Origin of the sequence: Stenotrophomonas africana, assembly GCF_013004645.1 — a bacterium.
In the GTDB taxonomy this organism is placed as follows: domain Bacteria; phylum Pseudomonadota; class Gammaproteobacteria; order Xanthomonadales; family Xanthomonadaceae; genus Stenotrophomonas; species Stenotrophomonas africana.
Genome location: NZ_JABEME010000011.1, coordinates 110,810 through 133,760, shown reverse-complemented (window position 1 = coordinate 133,760; position 22,951 = coordinate 110,810). Strand labels below are relative to the sequence as shown.

Here is a 22,951-nt window from a genome sequence, read left to right as displayed (position 1 = left end):
CACCACGCCCACCGGTATGACATGCCCTCTCCTGCCCAGCACGCAGCGCACGCGTTGCCGATGCTCCTCGATGCGACCGACGGCAGCATCCAGCTCGGCAATCTGCCGACGCTGATCGGCCCCACCCTGTCCCGGGATGAAGCGAGCGTCGCCTTCGCCGCCCTGGTGCGAGGGGAGCGCGATGTCGGCACCGGTTATCACTGGCTCAGCCTGCACCGGCTCAGCCTGGGCGGTGCACCCGCTGGCATCAGCCTGTGCTTCCACGGGCAACAGCTCGACATGGTGGCAATGGGTGTCAGTCTGCCTGGTGCGCCGCTGGAAGACGGCTGGCCGACCCAGGCCGCGATCGATGCCGAAGTCGCTTTCATGCGCCGCATCTTGGCCACGGCACTGGGGCGCAAACTGACCGGCGGCCTCGCCCGCTTCGACTGGGGCGAAGCCTGGGCCCGTTTCGATCCGAAAGGCTTCATGGCCAGCAGCGGCATCCGCTACGCGCCACGCTCGTGAGCCCGCTCAGGTACGGGTGATCGACACCCCGCCCTCCACGCGCATCGCGGTGCCGGTAACGAAACTGCTTTCGTCGCTGGCCAGGAACAGCGCCGCGTTGGCGATCTCCTCCGGCTCGGCCATGCGCTTGAGCGCGTGCAGCGAGCGCACGAAGTCGCGGGCATCGCCGGTCGGTGCCGCCTGCCGGCCCATCTCGGTATCGGTGCCACCAGGCAGCAGCACGTTGCTGCGCACGCCGTGCGCGCCGTATTCGGCAGCGATCACCTGGCTCAGGCCGACCAGCCCGGCCTTGCTTGACGCATAGGCCGCCATGCCCGGGAATCCCACGGTGTGGCCGACGAAGGTGCCGACGAACACCAGCGAGCCGCCACCGCGCGCCAGCAGTGCCGGCAACTGCGCGCGTGCCGCATGGAAGGCCGCATCCAGATTGGTCGCCATCACTTCGCGCCAGGCGTCCACCGGGAACTCCGCCGCCGGCATGCCCGGGCCGAGCATGCCGGCATTGTTGAGGGCGATGTCCAGGCCGCCGAATGACCGCTGGGCCAGATCGACCAGCGCCTGCGCCGTGCCCGGATCGGCCACGTCAGCGGCATGCACCACGGCTTCGCCACCGGCGGCGCGAATCTGCTCGGCCAGCGCCTGCAGCGGCTCCGGTCGCCGCGCGTTGAGCACCAGCCTTGCCCCTTCGGCAGCAAAGCGCAGGGCGCTGGCGCGGCCAATGCCAGCGCTGGCACCGGTGATGAGAGCGATCTTGTTGTTCAGGCGCATGGTCGTGGTGCCGGTTGTGAAGTGGCCGCCACGATGCCGCGCCTTCGGCCTGCCAACACTCCGTTTCCGGGCCTGGCCCGTCGGTGCAGGAAACGGAGTTTCCGCAGAACCGGCGCGTGCCAGAATCCGGCCATGGACAGTACCGCCACCACCGCCCTCGATGCCCGCGTCGAACGGGTCTGCCGCCACCTGCAGACCAGCCTCGACGAACCCTCACTGCAGGAACTGGCCGACATCGCCGGCTGCAGCCCGACCCGGCTGCACCGCCTGTTCAAACAGGCCACCGGGCTGACCCCGAAGCAATACGCCGCCGCGCTGCGCGCCGATCGCCTGCGCACCGGGCTGGAACAGCAGGAACGCATCACCGACGCCTTCCACGATGCCGGCTTCGGTTCCAGCGGGCGCTTCTACGAGAACGCACCGAAGTTGCTGGGCATGACGCCCAAGCAATGGCGCGCAGGTGGTCGCGGCGAAGTCATCCACTTCGCGCTTGCCGAAAGTTCACTGGGCAGCGTGCTGGTGGCCAGCAGCGGGACCGGCGTGGTCGCGATCCTGCTCGGCGACGATCCGGAGACGCTGCTGCAGTCATTGCAGCAACGCTTCCGCCAGGCCGAACTGGTCGGTGCCGACCAGGGCTATGAGCAACTGGTGGCGCAGGTCGTGGGCCTGGTCGAGGATCCCTCGCGGGGCGCCACGCTGCCGCTGGACATCCGCGGCACCGCATTCCAGCAACGGGTGTGGCAGGCACTGCAGCAGATTCCGCGCGGGCAGACCGCGTCGTATGCGGATGTCGCTGCGCGTATCGGTGCGCCACGCTCGAGTCGTGCGGTGGCACGCGCATGCGCAAGCAACCCGCTGGCGGTGGCAGTCCCCTGCCACCGCGTGGTGCGCCGCGACGGCGACCTGTCCGGCTATGCCTGGGGCGTGGCGCGCAAGCGCGAACTGCTGCGCCGGGAAAAGGCCTCGACTGCCTGACTCGACTGCCTGAAGTGGGTGCCGACCTTGGTCGGCACGCTCAGCTTCCGGTAGGTGCCGACCTTGGTCGGCACACCGCCAAGCCCTCAATCCAGCTTCACCACCAGCTTGCCGAAGTTGCGCCCCTGCAACAGCCCGAAGAACGCCTCCGGCGCATTCTCCAGCCCTTCCACCACATCCTCGCGGTACTGGATGCGGCCGTCGCGCAGCCACTGCGGCATCTCGCGCTCGAAATCCGGCCACAGGTGGATGAAGTCGTGCACGATGAAACCACGCACGGTCAGGCGCTGGCGCAGGATCTGGCTGAACAGTGCGGGCAACCGGTCCGGGCCGGGCTGCTCGACGCCGCGCTCGTTGTAGGTGGCGATGGTGCCGCACACCGGAATGCGGGCGAAGTCGTTGAGCAGCGGCAGCACGGCATCCAGCACATGGCCGCCCACGTTCTCGAAATACACGTCGATACCCGCGGGCACCGCCGCGCGCAGCTGCACGACGAAATCAGCGGCGCGATGATCCAGTGCCACGTCCACCCCCAGCGTCTGCAGATAGGCGCGCTTGGCTTCGCCACCGGCGATGGCGACCACGCGCGCGCCCTGCAGCTTGGCCAGCTGGGCTACGGTCGCGCCCACCGGCCCGGTCGCGGCGGCGACCACCAGCGTCTCGCCCGGCTTCAGGCGGGCGATCTCATGCAGGCTGGAATAGGCGGTGAAGCCGGGCATGCCATACACGCCCAGCGCGGTACTCAGCGGCAGTCCGGAGGGGTCCAGGCGGCGCCCCAATGCCTTGGCCGGCAGCACCGCGTGGGTCTGCCAGCCACCCGGCGCCAGCACCAGCTCACCTGCGGCTACGCCCTCGGCGTTGGATTGCAGCACCTCGGCCACGGTCTGCCCTTCCATCACCGCGCCCACCGCCACCGGCGGGGCGTACGACGGGCCCTCGTCCATGCGCCCACGCATGTACGGGTCCAGCGACAGATACCGGTTGCGCAGCAGCACCTCGCCACCGGCCAGTGCCGACAACGCTGCCTGTTCCAAGCGGAAGTTGGCCGCACCCGGCGCCCCCTGCGGACGCGACGCCAGCACGATACGGGAGGTGGTGGAGGAATCGGACATGGCCAGGTCTCTGCTGTTGCCAGCATCGGGAAAGGACTGCCGACACTACGCTGCGGCGTTCCCCGATGGCGGCCACGAAAACAGCGTTCCATTGCCCGGACCCGCGCTTGTCCGGCGCAGCCCTTGCCCCTGCAGCTTTGGCGATTGCGGCGACCTGCTGATTTCCACCGCAGACCATGATCGATTGGCCCCGCCCCGCCCCACGACGGAGGATCAAGCACTTGCGAGCGCGCAGACGGCAATGTGAAGAAATCCTGGCAAAACGCTTGCCGAAGGCAGCCGACCTCCGTAATATACGCATCCTTGGCAGCGACCTCGCTGCAACGAAACATGTGGCCGAGTAGCTCAGTTGGTAGAGCAGGGGATTGAAAATCCCCGTGTCGGCGGTTCGATTCCGTCTTCGGCCACCACTTTCGAAGGCCTGCAGAAATGCGGGTCTTTTTTTTCCGGAAACCGGGTTTGATCACGGTTGCCACACAATTTGGCCGAGTAGCTCAGTTGGTAGAGCAGGGGATTGAAAATCCCCGTGTCGGCGGTTCGATTCCGTCTTCGGCCACCATCTTCAGAGACCTGCAGAAATGCAGGTCTTTTTTTGTTCGCGCTCCGCGCAAGCGGCAGCCACACCGCCCGGTTGACGAAACATTTACACCGGCACGCGCGGCGACACCTACGCTCCAGACTCCTGCCTGGAGCCTGCCGATGCCTCTGCGCCCCGCCCTGCTCGCCTGCCTGCTGCTGGCCGCCCTGCCGGTGATCGCCGCCGAGCCGGTGCGCGCGGTCGATGCGCTGGACATCGATCGCTATGCCGGCCAGTGGCACGAGATCGCGCATCTTCCGGTGTCGTTCCAGAAGCAGTGCGTTGGCGAAATCACCGCCAACTACGGGCTGCGCCGCGATGGCCGCATCAGTGTCACCAACGCCTGCCGCAACGGCGACGGAGAACGTGTGGTTGCTGAAGGCGTAGCACGCCCGGTTGCCGGTCATCCCGGCCAACTGCAGGTGCGCTTCGTGCCGGACTGGCTGAGCTGGGTGCCGCTGGTCTGGGCCGACTACTGGGTGCTGGCACTGGACCCGGACTATCAGTGGGCGTTGGTCGGCGAACCCGATCGAAAGTACCTGTGGATTCTTTCGCGCCTGCCGGAAATGGATCGCGCCCGATTCGAACAGCTGAAAGAAAAAGCCGAAGCCATGGGCTACGACCTCAAGCCGCTGCGCCTGATGGCCCCGCTGCGCGACATGCCCGCCAACTGAACCGCCCCGCATTCGGCGCGCCACACGCGCCCGATCCGGCGCCGCGCACGCCCGGCCGCCATCTTCACGCGCTACCCTCTGCGACGGGTCGCCACAGGCGATCCAAACGACCATACGCCGTAGTATGCTTATCCAACGCACCCCCTCCAGAGGACCTGCGCCCATGCTCCCCCGTTTCCGTACCGCCTTGATCGTCCTGTGCACCCTCGCCCTTGTTGCCTGCAACAACGGCATCGTCAAGCGTGTTTCGGAACCGGCGGCCAGCCTGCAACAGCTGACCGTGCGCGCCGACGGCAACTGGACCGTGGCCCTGCGCCTGCAGAACTACAGCTCCATGCCCATGACCTTCGATGACGTCGCGCTGGCATTGACCGTCGGCGACAGCGACGCCGGCACGCTGCTGGCCAAGCCCGGCATCTCCATCGGCGGCACCTCGGCCGACGTCATCAATGTCGAACTCGTGCCCAGCTCGGCCGCACGCCTGGTGGTGGCCGACGCGCTGGCCGGCAACCGTACCCTGGCCTATGGCCTGAAGGGAACGGTGGCGGCCACGCCGCAGGAAAAGAAGCAGCGCAGCTTCGACATCAGCAGCCGCAGCACCCTCAACCAGGCCCCGGGCCTGCCCGGCGTGCTGCGCTGACCCCACTTTCCGCGGCGGCGCCTGGCGCCGCTCTCCCCTGCCCTGATCAAATCGAGACGTACCGATGAGCAGCTACACCGCCCCGCTTTCCGACCTCCGTTTCGCCCTGCACGACGTGCTCAAGGTCGAACCCCTGTTCGCCCGCCTGGGCTTCACCGACGCCACCGCCGATGTGGTCGATGCCGTGCTGGAAGAAGCCGGCCGCTTCAGCGCCACCGTGCTGGCCCCGCTCAACAGCGTCGGCGACGAGATCGGCTGCGTGCTCGACCAGGCCACCGGTGAAGTGACCACCCCGCCCGGCTTCAAGCAGGCCTACGACCAGTTCGTCGATGGTGGCTGGACCGGCCTGACCGCCTCGCCGGAGCTGGGCGGCCAGGGCCTGCCGCACACCCTGGGCGTGCCGCTCAACGAAATGATCAACGCCGCCAACCTGGCCTGGGGCAACTTCCCGCTGCTGTCGCACGGCGCCATCGAAGCACTGAAGCAGCACGGCGAGGCCTGGCAGCACGACGCCTTCCTCAAGCCGCTGATCGAAGGCCGCTGGACCGGCACCATGTGCCTGACCGAGCCGCACTGCGGCACCGACCTGGGCCTGCTGAAGACCAAGGCCGAGCCGAACGCCGACGGCAGCTACTCGATCACCGGCACCAAGATCTTCATCACCGCCGGCGAGCACGACCTGACCGGCAACATCGTGCACCTGGTGCTGGCCAAGCTGCCCGACGCCCCTCCGGGCGCCAAGGGCATCTCGCTGTTCGTCACCCCCAAGTTCAAGGTCGACCGCGAAGGCAACGTCGGCGAGCGCAACGCACTGCGCTGCGGCTCGATCGAGCACAAGATGGGCATCAAGGGGTCGGTCACCTGCGTGATGAACTTCGATGGCGCGCAGGGTTACCTGGTTGGCCAGCCGCACAAGGGCCTGCAGGCCATGTTCACCATGATGAACACTGCGCGCCTGGGTGTCGGCCTGCAGGGCATTGGCCTGTCCGAGCGTGCTTACCAGAACGCGCTGAAGTACAGCCGTGAGCGCCTGCAGTCGCGCGCCCTCAGCGGCGCCAAGTTCCCGGACAAGCCGGCTGACCCGATTCTGGTCCACCCGGACGTGCGTCGCATGCTGCTGACGGTGAAGTCGCTGGTCGAAGGCAGCCGCCTGCTGGCCCTGCACGCCGCCACCCTGATCGACGTTGCCCATCACGCCGAGGATGCCGCCGAGCGCGAGCGCGCCGACACTCTGGTGAGCTTCCTGACCCCGATCTCCAAGGCCTGCCAGACTGAGTGGGGCATCGAGAACACCTACAACGCCCTGCAGTGCTTCGGTGGCCACGGCTATATCCGCGAACACGGCATGGAACAGCTGGCCCGCGACGCGCGCATCACTACGCTGTATGAAGGCACCACCGGCATCCAGGCGCTGGACCTGATCGGCCGCAAGACCGCATCCAGCCAGGGCGCCGGCCTGAAGCTGATGCTGGCCGAGATCGAAGCCTTCGCCAAGGAACACGAGGGCAACGAAGCGCTGGCCGAGTTCATCGGCCCGCTGCGCGCCAAGGCCGCCGAATGGGGCAAGTTGACCCTGGACGTGCTGCAGCGTGCGGCCGGCAATCCGGACGAACTGGGCGCGGCCAGCTACGACTACCTGTTCTATTCGGGCTACGTGGTGCTGGCTTACTGGTGGGCCCGCAGCGTGGCCGCCGCCGACGCCAGCGCGCACGGCGCCGCCTTCGCCCAGGGCAAGCGCGAAACCGCTCGCTTCTACTTCGCCCGCGTGCTGCCGCGCACGCTCAGCCACGCCGCCGCGATCCAGTCCGGCGCCGCCCCACTGATGACGATGGACGACGAGCGCTTCGGCGCCTGAGCCGGGCTGCCGCCCGGCACCTGCGGTAGTGCCGGCCGCTGGCCGTCAACCGCAACAGCCGGCTTCCTGCGGGATGGCGAGGTGGGTCCAATTGCGGGGGACGGCGCAAGTCCCCCTCCGGGGCCCGGCCCAGCCGCTGGCGGCTGTGCGTTCGGGCGCTTGCGAAGCAGTACTTCGCAAGCAAAGCGCCCTCACCCCTGTAGCCTCGGTCGCGCCATCCATGGCGCTCACGCCCCCGCAACCGGACCCACCCCGCCCTCGACAGATTTCTGCTGCTGGTAGGTGTCGACCTTGGTCGACACCGTAGATCCACGCCATGCGTGGATGGAAACCACCGAAATCCCTCTGGAGAAGAGCCCCCCTTTGTTAAGGGGGGCGCACCGACAGGTGCGGGGGATAGGAGGAATGCGCGGACCTGAATGTTGACGATTTGCGTGTCGCCGACAGGCGATACACAAATCGTCAACATTCAGGTATAAGCTGTTCTCCCGATGGAGACAGACACTACACGCTTGGGTCTGATCGAAGCCGGAGCTCCGTTTTCTGCTCCGGGCGCCGAAGCATCGCCCAACGCCACGACGCTGCATCGCCCCGGCTCGGTCCGGCTGCTCTCGCTTGATGCCCACGGGCGCGTACTGGACTGGATCACCTGGCAGGACGCGGCGTGCCTCTACGCCCGCGAAGCCGTCGCCTGGACGCTCGGCGATCCCTGCCTGCACATCCATGGCGGCACCAACCGCTTCAGCGGCCTGCAGAGCGGGATGGACCTGCACCCGATCATCGCCGCCCGCGGCCACGCCCGCTCCCGCGCGATCGACCCGACGCCGAACCTGACCAACCCGGCCCTGTTCGCCCGCGACGCCCATCTATGCATGTACTGCGGTCAGCAGTTCAACCGCCCTACGCTCACCCGCGACCACGTCATGCCACTGTCCAAGGGCGGCCTGGACTGCTGGGAAAACGTGGTCACCGCCTGCTTCCACTGCAACTCGCGCAAGAGCGACCGCACCCCGCAGCAGGCCGGAATGCCGCTGCTGGCGGTGCCTTACCGGCCCAGCTGGATCGAACACCTGATCCTGTCCAACCGCAACATTCTGGCCGACCAGATGGCCTTCCTGAAGGCGCAATTGCCGAAGCGTTCAAAACTGAGCACCTGAATCGCTGAAAATGCAACCCTCACCGTCCTGTCACGGGCGGCGGCGTTTGCTTGCCCCACCCCCGTTTGAGGGCGAAAATGGGCGTTCAGAACAAGTGCGAACATGATGATCGACTCTGCCCGCTATCCCCGCCTCGCGCGCATCCAGACACCGGATGACCTGCGCACGTTCGACGAATCCGAATTGAGGGCGGTCGCCGACGAACTGCGCGCCTACCTCATCGAATCGGTGGGCAAGAGCGGCGGCCACTTCGCCGCCGGCCTGGGCGTGATCGAACTCACCGTGGCCCTGCACTACCTGTACCAGACCCCGCAGGACCAGCTGGTCTGGGACGTCGGTCACCAGACCTACCCGCACAAGATCCTGACCGGTCGCCGCGACGAGATCCACACCGTCAAGCAGAAGGACGGCGTGGCGCCGTTCCCGAAGCGTGAAGAGAGCGAGTACGACACCTTCGGCGTCGGCCATTCGTCGACCTCGATCTCGGCCGCACTCGGCATGGCCATCGCCCGCCAGTCCGAAGGCGACAACCGCCAGGTGGTTGCGGTGATCGGTGACGGTGCAATGACCGCCGGCATGGCCTTCGAAGCGCTGATGCACGCCGGCGGCATGGAACCCGAGCCGAACCTGCTGGTGATCCTCAACGACAACAACATGTCGATCTCCGAGGCGGTCGGCGGCCTGACCAAGATGCTCGGCCGTGCCACCGGCAGCCGCACGCTCAATGCACTGCGCGAAGGCGGCAAGAAGATCCTCGGCGACAAGAAGAACAACCCCGCGCGCTTCGTGAAGCGCTGGGAAGAACACTGGAAGGGCATGTTCGTGCCCTCCACCATGTTCGAGGAAATGGGCTTCCACTACACCGGCCCGATCGACGGCCACGACATGCCCGCCCTGCTGTCCACGCTGAAGACGCTGCGCGCCTCCAAGGGCCCGAAGCTGCTGCACGTGATGACCACCAAGGGCAAGGGCTATGAGCCGGCCGAGGGCGACCAGATCGGTTACCACGCCGTCGGTCCGTTCGATCCGGACAAGGGCCTGGTGGCCAAGGCCGGTGCCAAGAAGCCAACCTACACCGATGTGTTCAGCGACTGGCTGTGCGATGCCGCCGCCGCCGAGCCGCGCCTGTACGGCATCACCCCGGCGATGCGCGAAGGCTCCGGCCTGGTGCGTTTCAGCAAGGAATACCCGCAGCGCTATTTCGACGTAGCGATCGCCGAGCAGCACGCGGTCACCCTCGCCGCCGGCATGGCGACCCAGGGTGGCAAGCCAGTGGTGGCGATCTACTCCACCTTCCTGCAGCGCGCGTACGACCAGTTGGTGCACGACGTGGCCATCCAGGACCTGGACGTGCTGTTCGCCATCGACCGCGCCGGTGTGGTCGGCCCGGACGGTGCGACCCACGCCGGCAACCTCGACCTGAGTTTCCTGCGCTGCGTGCCGAACATGGTGGTGATGGCGCCATCCAATGAAGCCGAGTGCCGCCAGATGCTCAGCACCGGCCTGCAGCACCCGGGCCCGGCCGCCGTGCGCTATCCGCGCGGCACCGGCACCGGCGTGGCTGCCGGCACCGATCTGTCCACCCTGCCGATCGGCAAGGGCGAGCTGCGTCTGCAGGGCAGTCGCATCGCCCTGCTCGCCTTCGGCAGCACGGTGGCCGCCGCCGAACAGGTCGGCCGCGAACTGGGCCTGAGCGTGGTCAACATGCGTTTCATCAAGCCGCTGGACCGCGAGCTGGTGCTGGCTGTCGCCGCCCAGCACGAGGGGCTGGTGACGATCGAAGACAACGTGGTGGCCGGTGGCGCCGGCTCCGGCGTCGGTGAGCTGCTCAATGCCGAAGGCGTGCTGCGCCCGATCCTGCACCTGGGCCTGCCCGACAGCTACCAGCACCACGCCAGCCGCGAGGACCTGCTGGCCGAAGCCGGCATCGACGCCGCAGGCATCCGCGCGGCGGTACTCAAGCGCTGGCCACAGCTGGGCGCAGGTACCCCACCGCTCAGCGCGGCAGGCTGAGGCCGATCACTAACCAGTGGATCCAGCATGGCGTGGATCCACTGCGGAACAGGGGTCGATCCACGCCATGCGTGGATAACGAGCTCCGGAAGCCCCAACCCTCAGCCGTAGCTGACCGCTTCCACGAACGCGCCGCTGGCCTCCACCCGCACCGCAGCGCGCTGCCCGGTGTCGACAAAGTGGAGGCGTGCAAGGGTTTCGGCGAAATCGTACGCCCGGGCACCATCGCGGAACTCGATCGGTTCCGGCCGGTCCGGGTGCAGCACGCGCCATTGGCGTTGCTCGCATTGCAGGCGGATCAACATGCAGCTCACTCCTTGAGGCAGCGTATCGACGGTAGCGGGACGGGCGTGCCGGTTACGGCAGACTTCATCACGAGGGATCAGGGGCACGCAGAGGTGCCCTGATCGCAGAAGATACGACGTTCAAAATGTGAGCTGTATCAGATTATTCTGATTTTCGAGTGGCGTACTCAATTCACCTGGAATTGCGCCCGGCAGCCGTCGCTGACCCAGATGCCGCGACGGTCCCAGCCCCAGGTCTGGCCCTCGATGCAGGCGCTGCGTGAATCCTGGCGGACCAGGCGCACGCCACGACGGATGCGGGCATCGCAGTACTCCTGGCGGTGGCCATTGGAATGACAAGTGATCACCTCACCACCGCCCCAACCGTTTCCGTTGCCGTTGCCCCAGCCGCCTCCGTTGCCCCAGCCACCGCCACGACGATACTCGCCAACGAACTCGGCGCGACAGCCCTGGGTCACCCAGACGCCGTAGCGCGACTGGCCCCACGTCTCACCTTCCACGCAGGGTGAACCGGACAACTGGCGGATCATCCGCGCCCGGCCTTCAACACGGCACTCGTTGCTGCGGTTCTTGATCGATTCGCAGCGCACGATGCCGCTGCCTTCGCGGCCGCCGTAGCGGTCATCGTCATAGCCGTAGCCATAGCTCTGCGCCTGGGCGCCACCCGCCGCCGCCAGCATTGGCAGCAGGGTGCAGGCCAGGGTGCGCCAGGTGAGTGCCTTGCCCATCGAGATCTCCAGATGAATACGATGGCGCAAGCATCCGGGATTCGCGGCACGGCGCACAGGGGGGCGCGTGACGGCGGTTTTTCCCCATTCAAACAACGCAACCGTAGCTGACTGCACCACGGCGGTCGGCGTCAGTCTCCGACGTGAAGGGCATCCACCGTGCTGCCGAGCGCCTCGACCCGCACCGTGCTGCGCTGGCCGGTGCGACGGTGGTGCTCGAGGGCCCGCGCCGCGGCGACATCGAAAGCCTCGGCGCCCCGCGCATAACGGGTGGCGTCATGCGCCTGCGGATCGAGCACGGACCAGTGCCGGGCGTTGCATTGAACGGTAATGACCATGAGGGGCTCCTGCGGTTGGAAGGATGCGACGGCAGGCGGACGGGCCACGTACCGGTACACCTTCAGGCTAGCGATCACCTCAGGGATGGCCCATCAGATTTGTACGAAAATGCCGCGCCCTCTGGTCAGCCCTTGCCTGCCCTCACATCCCTGAGCCCGTTTAGCCTGTTCTTTCCGTGATCCTTGTCACGGAGTCAGCAGGGCTTCACACTATCGTCACCAACAGGGGCCCCTTCCACATGCGCACCTTCTTCTCCCAGCAGCGTTGGACGCTGCTGAAGTTCTACTTCGTCGCCAGCTACCTCGTGCTGATCGAGGAACTGATCCGCGCCGCCCTGCACTGAGCACTTGCTGCCGTTTTTCCTGCGGCCGACACTGTTGCTTTAGGCATGGAGCTTCGCCGATGAAATCCCTTCTTCTGATTCCAGCCCTGCTGGTCCTGGCCGCCTGTGCCAGCCCGGACAAGGCGCCCACGCACGCCGAAGCGGTAGCCACGTCGCCAGCCACGCCGGTGGTCGGCGGTGATCGCGATGCGCATGGCTGCATCGGTTCGGCCGGCTACCAGTGGTGCGAGCACAGCCAGCGTTGTGAGCGCCCGTGGGAACTGGCGCAGGCGCAGGGCCTGGCGAATACCGCCGAAGCCATCGACGCCTATTGCGCAAAGCCGGCAAGCCCGGCGCGCAAGTGAGTCGCTTCCACCATGGCTGAGCTGAGTCCGCTACCAACGCTGGCCCCGGGCCGCTACCGCCACTTCAAGGGCGGCGAGTACGAAGTACTCGAGATCGTCCGCAGCAGTGAGACCCTGCAACCGATGGTGCTGTACCGCGCGCTGTATGGCGAAGGTGGTCTGTGGGTACGCCCCTATGCCATGTTCGTCGAACAGGTGCCGGGCGAGCACGGACCGCAACCGCGTTTCGCCCGCATCGACGCATGACGGTTCCGCTGCCGGTCCAGGCCGGCAGCGCGGTAACGCAGCGGGCCTGCGCTACAATCGTACCGTCCAGTCGGTTTCTTCCTGCCATGTCCGCATCCCCTTCCCGTTCGCGCCGCAAGGCGCCCGACAGCGTGCGCCAGTCACTGCTGCAGGCCACCATTGAAGTGATCGGCGGTCACGGCCTGGCCGCGCTGACCGTGCAGGACGTCGCGCAGGCCGCCGGTGTCAGCAAGGGTGCGTTGTTTCATCATTTCAGCAGCAAGCAGGCACTGGTGGATGAAGCCATCGGAGCGCTCATCGGCGAGTTCGAAGCGCGGATACGTGCCCTGCTGCAGGAAAACCCCGAAGGCCATGGTCGTTTCAGCCGCGCTTATGTGCAGGCCAATTTCGAGCATCTGCTGCAGCAGGAACAGGACAACGACATCGGACTGACCCTGGGCAACCTGATGGAGCCGGCCCTGCTCGCGCACTGGCGCGACTGGAAGCGCGCGATGCTGGCCGAGTTTCCCGGCGAAGCCACCGACCCTCGCCTGTACGCTGCGCGCTGTGCGGCGGATGGTTACTGGGCCACCGCTTACGGCCGGCCACTGGACGAAGAAGAGCGCATCAATGCACTGGCGATGGCCGAGCAGGCCCTGAAGCTGTGCGATCCTCTGTAAGCCGGAGCCCGCGATGAATCCCTACGCCTATCTCGCCGCCGCGATCGTGCTGGAAGTGATCGCCACGTCGCTGCTGAAGGCCTCCGACGGTATGAGTCGACTGGCGCCGACACTGGGCGCGCTGGTCGGCTACGGACTGTGCTTCTACCTGCTGTCGGTGACCATGAAGTCGATTCCGACCGGCATCGCCTACGCCATCTGGTCCGGCGTCGGCATCGTGCTGATCTCGCTGATCGGGCTGGTGGTGTTCAAGCAGCGCCTGGATGCACCGGCGTTGATCGGCATCGGCCTGATCTGCGCCGGCGTACTGGTGATCAATCTGTTCTCGCGCAGCAGCGCACACTGAGCACGCTGCTGCGCGACACACGCTAGCTGACCTTCTTCGCTACGGTCATGCCGAGCAGGAACAGCACCACCGCGATGATGATGCCGGCCCAGAACAGGAACTTGGCGATGCCGACCGCAGCGCCGGCAATGCCGCCAAAGCCGAGCACGCCGGCAATGACGCCGATGATGGCGAAGATGATGGCCCACTTGATCATGTCAAACCTTTCCCCGCAGGGACTGCGTACTGGATGATCAGGCTAGGCCGTAGCCGATGCCGCAGCCGTGAACAGGCCGCGTGCGCGGCGTGAATCAACGCGGACGGAAGCGCAGCAGCGCGACGGCAAACGCCAGGAACACGCTGCCCACCAGCCGCTCGAACCAGCGTCGTGCGAACGGCTTGGCCAGCCAACGGCGCAGGCCATGGCCACCGGCTGCATACATTACGTACCAGAACAGTTCGCAAGCGGCGAAGGTGGTCACCAGCACGCTGTATTGCAGCGCCTGGCCACGGGACGGATCGACGAACTGCGGCAGGAACGCCGCCGCGAACAGCAGCAACTTGGGATTGCTCAGACCCACCAGAAGGCCGCCACGGAACACCTTCCACGCGCCCAGCGACGCCGCAGCCGGCAGCGCGGCATCGACCGTCACCGGTGGTGCTGACCGGCAACTGTCACGCCATGCCTTCAGGCCCAGCCAGGCCAGATAGGCCACGCCCAGATAACGCAGCACCTCGAACAGCATCGGCGAGGAATGCAGCAACGCACTCAGGCCCGCTGCGGAGGCCGCCAGCACCAGCAGCATCGCCAGCAGGCAGCCGGCCATCGCCGGCACGCTGCCGCGGAAGCCGAGCCCGACGCTGCGGCCGAGGATATGCAGCATGTTCGGCCCCGGCGTGCCACACAGAACGAACACCGTGGCGAGGAACCACCACCAGGTATGCAGGGCCATAGCGCACATCCACTTCAGAAGACCCAACCAGCATAGAGCGCGCCTGCAGCGCGCGGCACATACAGCACAACATGGATACGGTGGTTACAGATCGCCGGCATCGGCAACCGGGCACCATCTGTGCTGCAATGAGGGTTCCTGGCTTGGAGCTGTGCATGAAAACCCTCGGCCTGATCGGCGGCATGAGCTGGGAAAGCTCGGCCCAGTACTACCGGCTCATCAACGAGGACGTGCGGCAGCGCCTCGGTGGCGCACATTCGGCACAACTGCTGCTGTGGTCGGTGGATTTCGCCGGCATCAAGCAGTTGCAGCATGACGGCGACTGGGCTGCACTGGGCGACCACATGGTTGACGCCGCACGGCGCCTGCAGGCCGGTGGCGCCGATCTGCTGCTGGTCTGCACCAATACCATGCACAAGCTGGCTGACCGTATCGAGGCAGCCTGCCCATTGCCGCTGCTGCATATCGCCGACCCCACCGCCCAGGCCATCGTGCAGGCCGGCGCACGCAAGGTGGGCCTGCTTGGCACCGCCTTCACCATGGAGCAGGACTTCTACCGCGGCCGGCTGCAGGATCGCTTCGGCCTGGAGGTGCTGGTGCCCGGTGCCGATGACCGGTGCAGCGTGCACGACATCATCTACCAGGAGCTGATTGCCGGCGTGGTCAGCGAGCAGTCACGACAGATCTATGCCGGCGTGATCGCGCGACTGGTGGCGCGCGGCGCCGAAGCGATCATTCTTGGCTGCACCGAGATCATGCTGCTGGTACGCCCGGAGGACAGTGCAGTGCCGCTGTTCGATACCACTGCTCTGCATGCGCAGGCTGCGGTGGACGCAGCACTGGCTTGAATCGCTGCGCGCCGGAGCGTGGAATCAGTCCGCGCCCTGCACTTCCAGCGCGGTGATCAGCCACTCGACCACCGCCTGTGAATCGCACAGGAAGAAGATGGCGTCACCGGAGCGCGCTTCGGTAAGCAGCCGATAGACCGTGATCGCCACCGCCGACTGGTTGGCGATGAACACTTCCGGGCTGCGCGGCCCTTCACTGTGCCCGGCAACGGCATGCAATGCCTTGCGCGCAGCCACGGTGGCAGCCGGGTCCGCGCTACGGGTCAGTTCCGGCCCGCGCAGGCCCCAGGCGATGAACACATGCTTGCCCTTGAACGTAGTGTCCAGGACCCGCACCTCGGCGCCACCTGCGTCGGCCGAGCGATGAATGACGGTACTGCTGATCAACGCAACCCCCTGTGGTCGTCGTGGTCCGCGCATCCTCCCCCACAGGCCGCCCGCACACCAGTGACGGCAGCCACAGGCTGCGCCGAACGGCGTGGGAGACATGTAAGAAGGTGTAAACCGATGCGATCGGATGTGCAGCGATGATACGGGATGTAAGCCTCTGCATGGGCCCGTGCGCACTACTAAATCCCTACTGAGCCAGTTCCGGAACGATGCGTTCCGACGGTCCCGTGCTGGGTCATTCTTGCCGCCCGAATCCCCGCTCGAGGCTCCCCATGACCCTTCGCCCGCTGCTGCCGATCACCGGCGCCGCCCTTGCCCTGCTGCTGGCCGCCACCGCCGTGGCCGCCCAGGACTACGACACTGATCACATTCCAGCGCTCCGCTGCGAATCCCAGTTCAACAAGACCGAGCAATGCCCCATCGAGGGTCCGATGCGTCTGGCCAGGCAGCTGTCGGTGACCCGTTGCGTGGAAGACCAGAACTGGGGCCAGAGCCGGCGCATGCTGTGGGTGACCGATGGCTGCCGCGCCGAGTTCGTCGCCGACGAACATGGCCGCTGGCCGGGTCGTGGCCGCGGCCGTGATCGCGACAACGAGGGTGAACGCCTGGTCTGCGAGTCCTACGAGAACAAGGACAAGGAGTGCCGGATCCGCGTGCGTCACGAGGTGCGGCTGGTCAAGCAGAAATCGGTGACGACCTGCATCGAGGACCGCAACTGGGGCTGGGACCGCCGCGGCGTGTGGGTCAGCGACGGCTGCCGTGCCGAGTTTCGTGTGTATTGACTGCCGACCACACGCTGGCTGTGGCGGATGCGCAGATACGGCCGACGTGACCGATAGACTGGGCGCACCCAGCCCTGGAGCCTTCGATGCTGCCGCCCGCCCCCTCCTCGACCCTGCTGTATATCCGCGAGGCGATGCCCGACGACGTCCCCGCGCTGATCGCGCTCGACAGCGTTGCGGCCCACGATCCGCGACGGGCACGGCAGATCCCCGACTGGCTGGCCGGCGGTGGCGTGCATGTGGGCGAACGGGCCGGCCAGCTGGCCGGTTACCTGGTCATCCACCATCACTTCTTCGGCGAAGCCTTCGTCGAGATGCTGATGGTGGCGCGCGAACAACGCAGCCAGGGCGTGGGTGCCGCCCTGCTGCGCCATGCCATCGCGCTGCAGGGCCAAGGCAAGCTGTTCACTTCGACCAATGCCTCCAATACCGCCATGCAGCGCCTGCTCGCCGCCTCGGGTTTCATCGACAGCGGCATCGTGCATGGACTGGACGAAGGAGATCCGGAGTTGATCTACCGTTTTGCCGGCAGCTGACCGAGATATGCGGCCACCTTGGCCTCCAGCAGGTCCATCAACAGCGGATCCATGCAGCGATAGTCGTCGGCGATGTCCAGGCAATGCAGGCGCTTGTGTTCCAGCAGGCGCGCGTATGCGGCCTGCAGGCGATGCTGGTGCTTGGCTTCCATCACGAGGATGACATCGGCCCAGCGGATATCCGCCGGACCGATGGGGCGTCGTGCATGCGGGCTGGTGCCGGCCGACAGCGCGGCGAAGCCGGGCCGCCGTCGCCACATGGCTTCGGCGGTCGGGCTGCGCAGCTGGTTGCGGCTGCAGACGAACAGCAGGTTGATCATTCCTGTTCCTGCAGTTGGCGGGCACTGAGGACCGGATAGGTGAAACCCAGCTGGCGTGCACGCGCGAGCTTGGCATCGCGCGTATACAGCAGCTTCCAGTTCTTCTCGGGCTTGTAGCTGTACGCGGCCGTGGCGCGGTCGCCACCGCGGTTGCGGGCCTGGCTGCGGCGCCAGGCACGGTTTCTTGCAGATTCCATGATGTGTTCTCGTGAGTACCGGGTTCAGCAGCCGCGGTAGTACGAGTGGCGCGCAGCATACACCGCACGCACAAAAAAGCCCACGCATCGCTGCGCGGGCTTCTTGATTCATCACAGTGGTCGGGACGGCCGGATTCGAACCGACGACCCTCTGCCCCCCAGGCAGATGCGCTACCAGGCTGCGCTACGCCCCGACTGATGCTGCGATGTGCCCGCCAGTGCGGCGGGCCGTGAAGTATAGCGGATTACGATGGAAATGGGATCAGCGGCGCAACAACTGCAGCACTTCTTCCAGCTCCATGCGTACCTGCTTGATGATCTGGTTGCTCAGCGCCGATTCCTCGCGGGCATCGGGGCCGTCCAGACGCAGGCGTGCACCACCGATGGTGTAGCCCTGTTCGTACAGCAGGCTGCGGATCTGCCGCACCATCAGCACGTCATGGCGCTGGTAGTAGCGGCGGTTGCCTCGGCGCTTGGCCGGCTCAAGGCTGGGAAACTCGGTTTCCCAGTAGCGCAGGACGTGCGGCTTGACGTCGCACAGCTCGCTGACTTCACCGATGGTGAAGTAGCGCTTGGCCGGGATCGGCGGTAGTTCGCGGTTACTGCCCGGATCCAGCATAAGCTTCCACCCTCTCCTTGAGCTTCTGGCCCGGACGGAAGGTGACCACCGTACGGGCGGAAATCGGAATTTCCTCGCCGGTCTTGGGGTTACGACCCGGGCGCTGGTTCTTGCGCCGCAGATCGAAATTACCGAAGCCCGACAGCTTCACCTGACGTCCCTGTTCCAATGCTTCACGCAGCACATCGAAAAACGCGTCGACGAATTCCTTGGCTTCCCGCTTGTTCAGACCGACTTCGTCGAACAGCTTCTCCGCCATCTCCGCCTTGGTCAATGCCATTGCCTGCTACCCCCGAGTGCTGCCCGCTCAGCCGCGGATCCGGGCGTGATGTTCACGCTCGATGGCAGTGACCGCCTCGGCCACCACCGCATCCACGTCGCGGTCCGTCAGAGTGCGCGACTTGTCCTGCAAAATCAAGCCCATAGCGAGACTCTTGAACCCCGGCTCGACACCCTGACCGACGTAGCGGTCGAACAGGTTCAGGTCGCGCAGCAGCGGGCCGGCGGCATGGCGGACGGTGGCGGCCAGGTCGGCCCAGGCCACCTGTTCAGGCACCAGGAATGCCAGGTCGCGACGCACCGCCGGGAAGCGCGACAGCTCGCCGGCACGCGGCAGGCGACGGGCGGTCAGCGGCCCCAGGTCCAGCTCGAAGGCGTAGACATCGGCTTCGATGTCCATTGCCTTGGCCAGGCGCGGGTGGATCTGACCGATCCAGCCGATTGCCACGCCATCGCGGAATACTTCGGCTGAACGCACCGGGTGGCCATAGGGTCGGGCCGACGGGTGGAACGCCAACTGCGCGCCACTGGCGGCCGCCAGCGATTCCAGGTCGCCCTTCAGGTCATGGAAGTCGACCTTGCGGGTCGGCAGGCCCCACTGCACCGCCTGCGCCTCGCCGCAGACCGCAGCGGCCACACGCGGGGTTTCCAGCGGTGCCGGTTGGCCGTCTCCGGCCTGCTGGGCGAACACGCGGCCGAGCTCGAACAGGCGCACGCGGCCCAACTGGCGGGCAGCGTTGCGGCCCAATGTGGCGACCAGGCCCGGCAGCAGCGACGGGCGCATCACTGCCAGTTCGGCTGACAGCGGGTTGGCCAGCGGGACCAGGCCGTCGCGCAGCTTCCACTGGGTCAGCAGCGCGTCGTCGACGAAGGCGAAATTTACGGTTTCCTGCTGGTCACGGGCGATCAGCTGGCGGCGCACGCTCAGCGCGTCCAGCTGCGTCTCGCTCGGCATCGCCACGCGCGAGGCACCGCCCGGCAGCGTGGTCGGGATCTGCTCGTAACCGTGGATGCGCGCGAGTTCCTCGATCAGGTCCTCTTCGATGGCGATGTCGAAGCGGCGGCTCGGCGCGACCACCTGCCAGCCGTCGGCGGTGGCGACCACGTCCATGCCCAGCGCGCGCAGGATGCGCTCGACTTCAGCATCGTCGATGGTGATGCCGAGCACGCGGGTGATGCGGGCGCGGCGCAGCAGGATCGTCGCCGGCTTCGGCAGGTCGTCGGCGCGCACGGCCTCGGTGACCGGCGCCGGGGTACCACCGGCCAGGTCCAGCACCAGGCGGGTGGCGTATTCGATGGCGGTGCGTGGCAATGCCGGGTCGACGCCACGCTCGAAGCGATGGCCGGCATCGGTGTGCAGGCCCAGCTTGCGGCCACGGCCCATGATCGCGGCCGGTGCGAAGTGCGCGGCTTCCAGGAACACGGCGGTGGTGGCGTCGGTGACACGGGTGTCGAAGCCGCCCATCAGGCCGGCCAGGCCAACCGCACGGTCAGCATCGGTCACCACCAGGAAGCTGTCATCCAGCGTGGCATCACGGCCATCCAGCAGCTTCAGGCTCTCGCCCGCACGCGAACGGCGCACAGCGATGCTGCCCTGCAGGGTGCCGAGGTCGTAGGCATGCATCGGCTGGCCCAGCTCCAGCATCACGTACTGGGTGATGTCGACCAGCAGCGAGACCGGACGCACGCCGCTGCGGCGCAGGCGCTCGGCCATCCACAGCGGGGTTTGGGCAGCGGCGTTGACGCCTTCGATGACGCGGCCCAGGTAACGCGGCGCTTCAGCGCCAGCGTCGAGCTGGATGGCCAGCTCACGGCTGCCGACCGCCGGAATGGCGTCTGCCGCGAAGTCCAGCACTTCGCTGCGGGTCGCGGCGGCGACGTCGTAGGCGATGCCGCGCAGGCTGAAGCAGTCGGCGCGGTTCGGGGTCAGCTTGATCTCGATGCTGGCGTCCGGCAGGCCGAGGTACTCGACCAGGGACTGGCCCACCGGTGCGTCGTCCGGCAGTTCCAGCAGGCCGGAGGCATCATTGTCCAGGCCCAGCTCCTTGGCCGAGCACAACATGCCGTTGGACTCGACGCCGCGCAGTTTGGCTGGCTTGATCTTCAGTTCGCCGATCTGCGCCCCGACCATCGCCAGCGGCGCGACCAGGCCCGGGCGGGCGTTCGGCGCACCGCAGACGATCTGCAGCAGCTCGCCCTGCCCGGCATCGACCCTGCACACCTGCAGGCGGTCGGCTTCCGGATGGCGTACTGCGTCGACGATGCGTGCCACGACCACGTGATCGAGGCCTTCGCCCAGCGCAGTCACCTCTTCCACTTCCAGACCGATGGCGGTCAGCACCGCGCTCAGTTCATCGCGCGAGGCGGAGGTCGGGACGTGGCTGCGCAGCCAGTTTTCGGAGAATTTCATGGTGTCACCCTGGTGGGCCCGGCGCATGCGCCTGGGCCTGCGAATTTAGGAGCAGCCGAGCATGGCTCGGCTCTACATGGTTGCGGCTTATGCGAACTGCTTCAGGAACCGCACGTCGTTCTCGAAGAACGCGCGCAGATCGTTGACGCCGTAGCGCAGCATCGCGAAACGCTCCACGCCCATGCCGAAGGCAAACCCGGTGTAGCGCTCCGGATCGATGCCGACATTGCGCAGCACGTTCGGATGCACCATGCCGCAGCCGAGCACTTCCAGCCAGCGGGTGCTGCCATCGGGCTGCTGCCAGGCAATGTCCACTTCCGCGCCCGGTTCAACGAACGGGAAGTAGCTGGGGCGGAAGCGCATTTCGAAGTCGCGCTCGAAGAACGCGCGCACGAACTCGGCCAGCGTGCCCTTCAGGTCGGCGAAGGTCGAATGCTCGTCCACCAGCAGGCCTTCCACCTGGTGGAACATCGGCGAATGGGTCTGGTCGCTGTCACTGCGGTACACCTTGCCGGCGGCGATCATGCGCAGCGGCGGCGCGTGGTCGCCCATGTAGCGCACCTGCACACCGGAGGTGTGCGTGCGCAGCAGGCGGCCGTCGCCGAAGTAGAAGGTGTCGTGCATGGCGCGCGCCGGGTGGTGCGGCGGGAAGTTCAGCGCCTCGAAGTTGTGCCAGTCGTCCTCGATCTCCGGCCCTTCCGACAGCTCGTAGCCCAGCCGGCCGAAGATGCCGGTGATGCGCTCGAGGGTGCGGGTGATCGGATGCAGGCCAGCACGGTCGCCGTTGCGGCCCGGCAGGGTGATGTCGATGGCTTCGGCGGCCAGGCGCGCATCCAGTGCCGCGTCTTCCAGCAGCGCCTTGCGCTCGCCCAGCGCGCGGGTCAGCGCGTCGCGGGCCTGGTTGATCGCTTCACCGGCGGCCTTGCGCTCGTCGGCCGGCAGGGCGCCGAGCTGCTTGAGCTGCGAGGTGATGCTGCCACTCTTGCCAAGCAGGGCCACGCGCAGCTGTTCCAGCACGTCGGGGCTCTGTGCGGCGGCCACATCGGCCAGCGCCTGGGTGGTGAGGGATTGGATGTCGCTCATGGGGGGCCGGAACTCCAGTCGATCTGCCATCGCGATGCGCGAAGGGCCGACCCCTGTCGCCACCGCCGTCCCCGCGCTGCCGCCATGGCCTCGCCGGGACCCAAAAAAGAATGGGGAAGGACTTGCGCCCTTCCCCATGCATTGCCTTGACCTGACACCGTTCCGAGTGAACGGTTACGGCATCGGGAAGGACTTATGCCGCCAGCGCGCCCTTGGCCTTTTCGGCCAGCGCGGCAAAACCGGCTGCGTCGTGCACGGCGATGTCAGCCAGGACCTTGCGATCCAGGGTGATGCCGGCCTTCAGCAGACCGTTCATGAAGCGGCTGTAGCTCAGACCGTTGATGCGGGCAGCCGCATTGATACGGGTGATCCACAGCGAACGGAAGTTGCGCTTCTTCTGCTTACGGCCGATGTAGGCGTACTGCTGTGCCTTGATGACCGCCTGCTTGGCGACGCGGAAGACCTTGCGACGGGCGTTGTAATAGCCCTTGGCGAGATCCAGGATTTTCTTGTGGCGGCGACGCGCCTGTACGCCACGCTTAACTCGTGCCATTTTTCAGTTCCTCAGAGGTAAGGGAGCATGCGGTCCAGACGGCCTGCGTCTTCTGCACGGACATGGCCCGTCTGACGCAGATTACGCTTACGCTTGGTCGCTTTCTTCGTGAGGATGTGGCTACGGTTGGCGTGGCCGCACTTGTACTTGCCCGAGGCGGTCTTGCGGAAACGCTTGGCCGCTGCCCGGTTGGTCTTGATCTTGGGCATTGCAATGTCCTTGATGGGATATGACCCTGGTTTCTGACTGATCTGGCGGCGGCCTGGGCCGCTCTTTCCGTCCTGCCATGATCGGCGTACGACCCGTCCTGGGTGGGTCGAGCCGGGCATGATACAGGCAAAACCGCCCTGTCACCAGCCCCTGCAACCCTTTCGCCGGCAATTCACCGGCCTGCCGCAAAAGCAAAGGGACGCC

30 protein-coding genes and 3 tRNA genes are annotated in these 22,951 nt (G+C 66.6%); 16 read left to right on the top strand and 17 right to left on the bottom strand.

The genetic code is table 11. The annotated features are described in order from the left end of the window. Positions 1-21: 21 nt before the first annotated feature. Positions 22-507: a hypothetical protein gene (locus HLA98_RS17585; RefSeq protein WP_057501891.1), complete on the top strand. Its 486-nt coding sequence runs from the start codon at positions 22-24 to the stop codon at positions 505-507. Between the two features lie 6 nt (positions 508-513). Here HLA98_RS17585 and HLA98_RS17580 read toward each other — a convergent pair whose 3' ends face one another. Beyond that, entirely contained in the window at positions 514-1,275 is a 762-nt protein-coding gene (locus HLA98_RS17580) for an SDR family oxidoreductase (RefSeq protein WP_057501892.1), read from the bottom strand. Between the two features lie 132 nt (positions 1,276-1,407). On the opposite strand from HLA98_RS17580, the gene HLA98_RS17575 reads away from it, so the two are divergent. Next, positions 1,408-2,250 carry a bifunctional transcriptional activator/DNA repair enzyme AdaA gene (locus tag HLA98_RS17575; RefSeq protein WP_046985297.1) on the top strand — a complete coding sequence of 281 codons (843 nt, stop codon included), beginning with the start codon at positions 1,408-1,410 and terminating at the stop codon, positions 2,248-2,250. 86 nt (positions 2,251-2,336) lie between these two features. On the opposite strand, the gene curA is transcribed toward HLA98_RS17575, so the two are convergent. Beyond that, positions 2,337-3,362 carry an NADPH-dependent curcumin/dihydrocurcumin reductase gene (gene curA / locus HLA98_RS17570; RefSeq protein ID WP_057501893.1) on the bottom strand — a complete coding sequence of 342 codons (1,026 nt, stop codon included), beginning with the start codon at positions 3,360-3,362 and terminating at the stop codon, positions 2,337-2,339. A gap of 334 nt (positions 3,363-3,696) precedes the next feature. On the opposite strand from curA, the gene HLA98_RS17565 reads away from it, so the two are divergent. The 7 genes from HLA98_RS17565 to dxs all read left to right on the top strand — a co-directional run bounded on the left by HLA98_RS17565 (position 3,697) and on the right by dxs (position 10,278). Further along, a tRNA-Phe gene (locus HLA98_RS17565) sits at positions 3,697-3,772 on the top strand. Between the two features lie 73 nt (positions 3,773-3,845). Beyond that, positions 3,846-3,921: transfer RNA gene (locus tag HLA98_RS17560), tRNA-Phe, on the top strand. 140 nt (positions 3,922-4,061) lie between these two features. Continuing rightward, positions 4,062-4,613 carry a lipocalin family protein gene (locus tag HLA98_RS17555; RefSeq protein WP_057501894.1) on the top strand — a complete coding sequence of 184 codons (552 nt, stop codon included), beginning with the start codon at positions 4,062-4,064 and terminating at the stop codon, positions 4,611-4,613. Between the two features lie 163 nt (positions 4,614-4,776). Next, entirely contained in the window at positions 4,777-5,253 is a 477-nt protein-coding gene (locus HLA98_RS17550) for an LEA/WHy family protein (RefSeq protein WP_057501895.1), read from the top strand. 64 nt (positions 5,254-5,317) lie between these two features. Further along, positions 5,318-7,108 carry an acyl-CoA dehydrogenase C-terminal domain-containing protein gene (locus tag HLA98_RS17545; protein WP_057501896.1) on the top strand — a complete coding sequence of 597 codons (1,791 nt, stop codon included), beginning with the start codon at positions 5,318-5,320 and terminating at the stop codon, positions 7,106-7,108. A 491-nt stretch (positions 7,109-7,599) separates the two neighbouring features. After that, a complete protein-coding gene (locus HLA98_RS17540) occupies positions 7,600-8,265 on the top strand; it encodes an HNH endonuclease (RefSeq protein WP_019336875.1) in 666 nt (221 codons plus the stop codon). Between the two features lie 105 nt (positions 8,266-8,370). Continuing rightward, positions 8,371-10,278, top strand: a complete 1,908-nt coding sequence (dxs, locus tag HLA98_RS17535; protein ID WP_049445810.1) for a 1-deoxy-D-xylulose-5-phosphate synthase — start codon at positions 8,371-8,373, stop codon at positions 10,276-10,278. A gap of 101 nt (positions 10,279-10,379) precedes the next feature. On the opposite strand, the gene HLA98_RS17530 is transcribed toward dxs, so the two are convergent. The 3 genes from HLA98_RS17530 to HLA98_RS17520 form a co-directional block, all read right to left on the bottom strand. After that, positions 10,380-10,583: a hypothetical protein gene (locus tag HLA98_RS17530; protein WP_005417823.1), complete on the bottom strand. Its 204-nt coding sequence runs from the start codon at positions 10,581-10,583 to the stop codon at positions 10,380-10,382. Between the two features lie 167 nt (positions 10,584-10,750). Next, positions 10,751-11,311 (bottom strand): DUF3011 domain-containing protein, encoded by a 561-nt coding sequence (locus HLA98_RS17525; protein ID WP_057502000.1) that lies wholly within the window; start codon positions 11,309-11,311, stop codon positions 10,751-10,753. Positions 11,312-11,442: 131 nt separating this feature from the next. Beyond that, positions 11,443-11,649, bottom strand: a complete 207-nt coding sequence (locus HLA98_RS17520; RefSeq protein ID WP_057502001.1) for a hypothetical protein — start codon at positions 11,647-11,649, stop codon at positions 11,443-11,445. A gap of 403 nt (positions 11,650-12,052) precedes the next feature. Between HLA98_RS17520 and HLA98_RS17515 the strand changes: the two genes are divergently transcribed. The 4 genes from HLA98_RS17515 (at position 12,053) to HLA98_RS17500 (ending at position 13,588) form a co-directional block, all read left to right on the top strand. Then, positions 12,053-12,337 (top strand): hypothetical protein, encoded by a 285-nt coding sequence (locus HLA98_RS17515; protein WP_057502002.1) that lies wholly within the window; start codon positions 12,053-12,055, stop codon positions 12,335-12,337. 12 nt (positions 12,338-12,349) lie between these two features. Continuing rightward, complete coding sequence (locus HLA98_RS17510) at positions 12,350-12,583, top strand: DUF1653 domain-containing protein (RefSeq protein ID WP_049445789.1); 234 nt, start codon at positions 12,350-12,352, stop codon at positions 12,581-12,583. A gap of 86 nt (positions 12,584-12,669) precedes the next feature. Beyond that, complete coding sequence (locus tag HLA98_RS17505) at positions 12,670-13,242, top strand: TetR/AcrR family transcriptional regulator (RefSeq protein ID WP_057502003.1); 573 nt, start codon at positions 12,670-12,672, stop codon at positions 13,240-13,242. Between the two features lie 13 nt (positions 13,243-13,255). Further along, complete coding sequence (locus tag HLA98_RS17500; protein ID WP_014037924.1) at positions 13,256-13,588, top strand: SMR family transporter; 333 nt, start codon at positions 13,256-13,258, stop codon at positions 13,586-13,588. Between the two features lie 22 nt (positions 13,589-13,610). Here the strand turns inward: HLA98_RS17500 and HLA98_RS17495 are convergent, their stop codons facing one another. Together HLA98_RS17495 and HLA98_RS17490 are read right to left on the bottom strand one after the other, a co-directional pair. Next, positions 13,611-13,784, bottom strand: coding sequence for a DUF1328 domain-containing protein (locus tag HLA98_RS17495; RefSeq protein ID WP_006380555.1), 174 nt, complete (start codon positions 13,782-13,784; stop codon positions 13,611-13,613). Positions 13,785-13,878: 94 nt separating this feature from the next. Beyond that, on the bottom strand, positions 13,879-14,520 hold the full coding sequence (locus tag HLA98_RS17490) for a LysE family translocator (RefSeq protein WP_057502004.1): 642 nt from the start codon (positions 14,518-14,520) through the stop codon (positions 13,879-13,881). A gap of 155 nt (positions 14,521-14,675) precedes the next feature. On the opposite strand from HLA98_RS17490, the gene HLA98_RS17485 reads away from it, so the two are divergent. Beyond that, on the top strand, positions 14,676-15,368 hold the full coding sequence (locus HLA98_RS17485; RefSeq protein WP_057502015.1) for an aspartate/glutamate racemase family protein: 693 nt from the start codon (positions 14,676-14,678) through the stop codon (positions 15,366-15,368). A 24-nt stretch (positions 15,369-15,392) separates the two neighbouring features. Here the strand turns inward: HLA98_RS17485 and HLA98_RS17480 are convergent, their stop codons facing one another. Continuing rightward, the gene (locus tag HLA98_RS17480; RefSeq protein WP_012511691.1) at positions 15,393-15,788 is read right to left on the bottom strand and encodes a hypothetical protein; all 396 of its coding nucleotides are present in this window, start codon (positions 15,786-15,788) and stop codon (positions 15,393-15,395) included. A gap of 242 nt (positions 15,789-16,030) precedes the next feature. Between HLA98_RS17480 and HLA98_RS17475 the strand changes: the two genes are divergently transcribed. Both HLA98_RS17475 and HLA98_RS17470 read left to right on the top strand, forming a co-directional pair. Then, positions 16,031-16,540 (top strand): DUF3011 domain-containing protein, encoded by a 510-nt coding sequence (locus HLA98_RS17475; RefSeq protein ID WP_057502005.1) that lies wholly within the window; start codon positions 16,031-16,033, stop codon positions 16,538-16,540. A gap of 86 nt (positions 16,541-16,626) precedes the next feature. Then, on the top strand, positions 16,627-17,076 hold the full coding sequence (locus HLA98_RS17470; RefSeq protein WP_057502006.1) for a GNAT family N-acetyltransferase: 450 nt from the start codon (positions 16,627-16,629) through the stop codon (positions 17,074-17,076). On the opposite strand, the gene HLA98_RS17465 is transcribed toward HLA98_RS17470, so the two are convergent. The 9 genes from HLA98_RS17465 to rpmI form a co-directional block, all read right to left on the bottom strand. Next, positions 17,055-17,396, bottom strand: coding sequence for a low molecular weight protein tyrosine phosphatase family protein (locus tag HLA98_RS17465; protein ID WP_049445773.1), 342 nt, complete (start codon positions 17,394-17,396; stop codon positions 17,055-17,057). The genes HLA98_RS17470 and HLA98_RS17465 overlap by 22 nt on opposite strands. Next, entirely contained in the window at positions 17,393-17,593 is a 201-nt protein-coding gene (locus HLA98_RS17460) for a hypothetical protein (protein WP_057502007.1), read from the bottom strand. The genes HLA98_RS17465 and HLA98_RS17460 overlap by 4 nt, the downstream gene beginning before the upstream one ends. A gap of 117 nt (positions 17,594-17,710) precedes the next feature. Beyond that, a tRNA-Pro gene (locus HLA98_RS17455) sits at positions 17,711-17,787 on the bottom strand. Between the two features lie 68 nt (positions 17,788-17,855). Beyond that, entirely contained in the window at positions 17,856-18,212 is a 357-nt protein-coding gene (locus tag HLA98_RS17450) for a MerR family transcriptional regulator (RefSeq protein WP_005410431.1), read from the bottom strand. Beyond that, a complete protein-coding gene (locus tag HLA98_RS17445) occupies positions 18,193-18,492 on the bottom strand; it encodes an integration host factor subunit alpha (protein ID WP_005410432.1) in 300 nt (99 codons plus the stop codon). The genes HLA98_RS17450 and HLA98_RS17445 overlap by 20 nt, the downstream gene beginning before the upstream one ends. Positions 18,493-18,519: 27 nt before the next feature. Then, complete coding sequence (gene pheT, locus HLA98_RS17440; RefSeq protein WP_057502016.1) at positions 18,520-20,901, bottom strand: phenylalanine--tRNA ligase subunit beta; 2,382 nt, start codon at positions 20,899-20,901, stop codon at positions 18,520-18,522. An 87-nt stretch (positions 20,902-20,988) separates the two neighbouring features. Then, the gene (locus tag HLA98_RS17435; RefSeq protein ID WP_005417865.1) at positions 20,989-21,984 is read right to left on the bottom strand and encodes a phenylalanine--tRNA ligase subunit alpha; all 996 of its coding nucleotides are present in this window, start codon (positions 21,982-21,984) and stop codon (positions 20,989-20,991) included. Between the two features lie 193 nt (positions 21,985-22,177). Next, positions 22,178-22,537: a 50S ribosomal protein L20 gene (rplT, locus tag HLA98_RS17430; protein WP_005410435.1), complete on the bottom strand. Its 360-nt coding sequence runs from the start codon at positions 22,535-22,537 to the stop codon at positions 22,178-22,180. A gap of 11 nt (positions 22,538-22,548) precedes the next feature. Then, entirely contained in the window at positions 22,549-22,746 is a 198-nt protein-coding gene (rpmI, locus tag HLA98_RS17425) for a 50S ribosomal protein L35 (protein WP_005410436.1), read from the bottom strand. Between the last annotated feature and the right edge of the window lie 205 nt (positions 22,747-22,951).

Excerpts from the sequence above, each read along its gene's own strand:
- rpmI (WP_005410436.1), bottom strand. The coding sequence starts at position 22,746 with ATGCCCAAGATCAAGACCAACCGGGCAGCGGCCAAGCGTTTCCGCAAG.
- HLA98_RS17550 (WP_057501895.1), top strand. The coding sequence starts at position 4,777 with ATGCTCCCCCGTTTCCGTACCGCCTTGATCGTCCTGTGCACCCTCGCC.
- HLA98_RS17500 (WP_014037924.1), top strand. The coding sequence starts at position 13,256 with ATGAATCCCTACGCCTATCTCGCCGCCGCGATCGTGCTGGAAGTGATC.
- HLA98_RS17530 (WP_005417823.1), bottom strand. The coding sequence starts at position 10,583 with ATGTTGATCCGCCTGCAATGCGAGCAACGCCAATGGCGCGTGCTGCAC.
- HLA98_RS17465 (WP_049445773.1), bottom strand. The coding sequence starts at position 17,396 with ATGATCAACCTGCTGTTCGTCTGCAGCCGCAACCAGCTGCGCAGCCCG.
- HLA98_RS17480 (WP_012511691.1), bottom strand. The coding sequence starts at position 15,788 with ATGCGCGGACCACGACGACCACAGGGGGTTGCGTTGATCAGCAGTACC.
- HLA98_RS17485 (WP_057502015.1), top strand. The coding sequence starts at position 14,676 with ATGAAAACCCTCGGCCTGATCGGCGGCATGAGCTGGGAAAGCTCGGCC.
- HLA98_RS17510 (WP_049445789.1), top strand. The coding sequence starts at position 12,350 with ATGGCTGAGCTGAGTCCGCTACCAACGCTGGCCCCGGGCCGCTACCGC.
- rplT (WP_005410435.1), bottom strand. The coding sequence starts at position 22,537 with ATGGCACGAGTTAAGCGTGGCGTACAGGCGCGTCGCCGCCACAAGAAA.
- dxs (WP_049445810.1), top strand. The coding sequence starts at position 8,371 with ATGATCGACTCTGCCCGCTATCCCCGCCTCGCGCGCATCCAGACACCG.
- HLA98_RS17585 (WP_057501891.1), top strand. The coding sequence starts at position 22 with ATGCCCTCTCCTGCCCAGCACGCAGCGCACGCGTTGCCGATGCTCCTC.
- pheT (WP_057502016.1), bottom strand. The coding sequence starts at position 20,901 with ATGAAATTCTCCGAAAACTGGCTGCGCAGCCACGTCCCGACCTCCGCC.
- HLA98_RS17545 (WP_057501896.1), top strand. The coding sequence starts at position 5,318 with ATGAGCAGCTACACCGCCCCGCTTTCCGACCTCCGTTTCGCCCTGCAC.
- curA (WP_057501893.1), bottom strand. The coding sequence starts at position 3,362 with ATGTCCGATTCCTCCACCACCTCCCGTATCGTGCTGGCGTCGCGTCCG.
- HLA98_RS17475 (WP_057502005.1), top strand. The coding sequence starts at position 16,031 with ATGACCCTTCGCCCGCTGCTGCCGATCACCGGCGCCGCCCTTGCCCTG.
- HLA98_RS17515 (WP_057502002.1), top strand. The coding sequence starts at position 12,053 with ATGAAATCCCTTCTTCTGATTCCAGCCCTGCTGGTCCTGGCCGCCTGT.
- HLA98_RS17525 (WP_057502000.1), bottom strand. The coding sequence starts at position 11,311 with ATGGGCAAGGCACTCACCTGGCGCACCCTGGCCTGCACCCTGCTGCCA.
- HLA98_RS17575 (WP_046985297.1), top strand. The coding sequence starts at position 1,408 with ATGGACAGTACCGCCACCACCGCCCTCGATGCCCGCGTCGAACGGGTC.
- HLA98_RS17460 (WP_057502007.1), bottom strand. The coding sequence starts at position 17,593 with ATGGAATCTGCAAGAAACCGTGCCTGGCGCCGCAGCCAGGCCCGCAAC.
- HLA98_RS17520 (WP_057502001.1), bottom strand. The coding sequence starts at position 11,649 with ATGGTCATTACCGTTCAATGCAACGCCCGGCACTGGTCCGTGCTCGAT.
- HLA98_RS17540 (WP_019336875.1), top strand. The coding sequence starts at position 7,600 with ATGGAGACAGACACTACACGCTTGGGTCTGATCGAAGCCGGAGCTCCG.
- HLA98_RS17445 (WP_005410432.1), bottom strand. The coding sequence starts at position 18,492 with ATGGCATTGACCAAGGCGGAGATGGCGGAGAAGCTGTTCGACGAAGTC.
- HLA98_RS17435 (WP_005417865.1), bottom strand. The coding sequence starts at position 21,984 with ATGAGCGACATCCAATCCCTCACCACCCAGGCGCTGGCCGATGTGGCC.
- HLA98_RS17470 (WP_057502006.1), top strand. The coding sequence starts at position 16,627 with ATGCTGCCGCCCGCCCCCTCCTCGACCCTGCTGTATATCCGCGAGGCG.
- HLA98_RS17580 (WP_057501892.1), bottom strand. The coding sequence starts at position 1,275 with ATGCGCCTGAACAACAAGATCGCTCTCATCACCGGTGCCAGCGCTGGC.
- HLA98_RS17555 (WP_057501894.1), top strand. The coding sequence starts at position 4,062 with ATGCCTCTGCGCCCCGCCCTGCTCGCCTGCCTGCTGCTGGCCGCCCTG.
- HLA98_RS17450 (WP_005410431.1), bottom strand. The coding sequence starts at position 18,212 with ATGCTGGATCCGGGCAGTAACCGCGAACTACCGCCGATCCCGGCCAAG.
- HLA98_RS17495 (WP_006380555.1), bottom strand. The coding sequence starts at position 13,784 with ATGATCAAGTGGGCCATCATCTTCGCCATCATCGGCGTCATTGCCGGC.
- HLA98_RS17490 (WP_057502004.1), bottom strand. The coding sequence starts at position 14,520 with ATGGCCCTGCATACCTGGTGGTGGTTCCTCGCCACGGTGTTCGTTCTG.
- HLA98_RS17505 (WP_057502003.1), top strand. The coding sequence starts at position 12,670 with ATGTCCGCATCCCCTTCCCGTTCGCGCCGCAAGGCGCCCGACAGCGTG.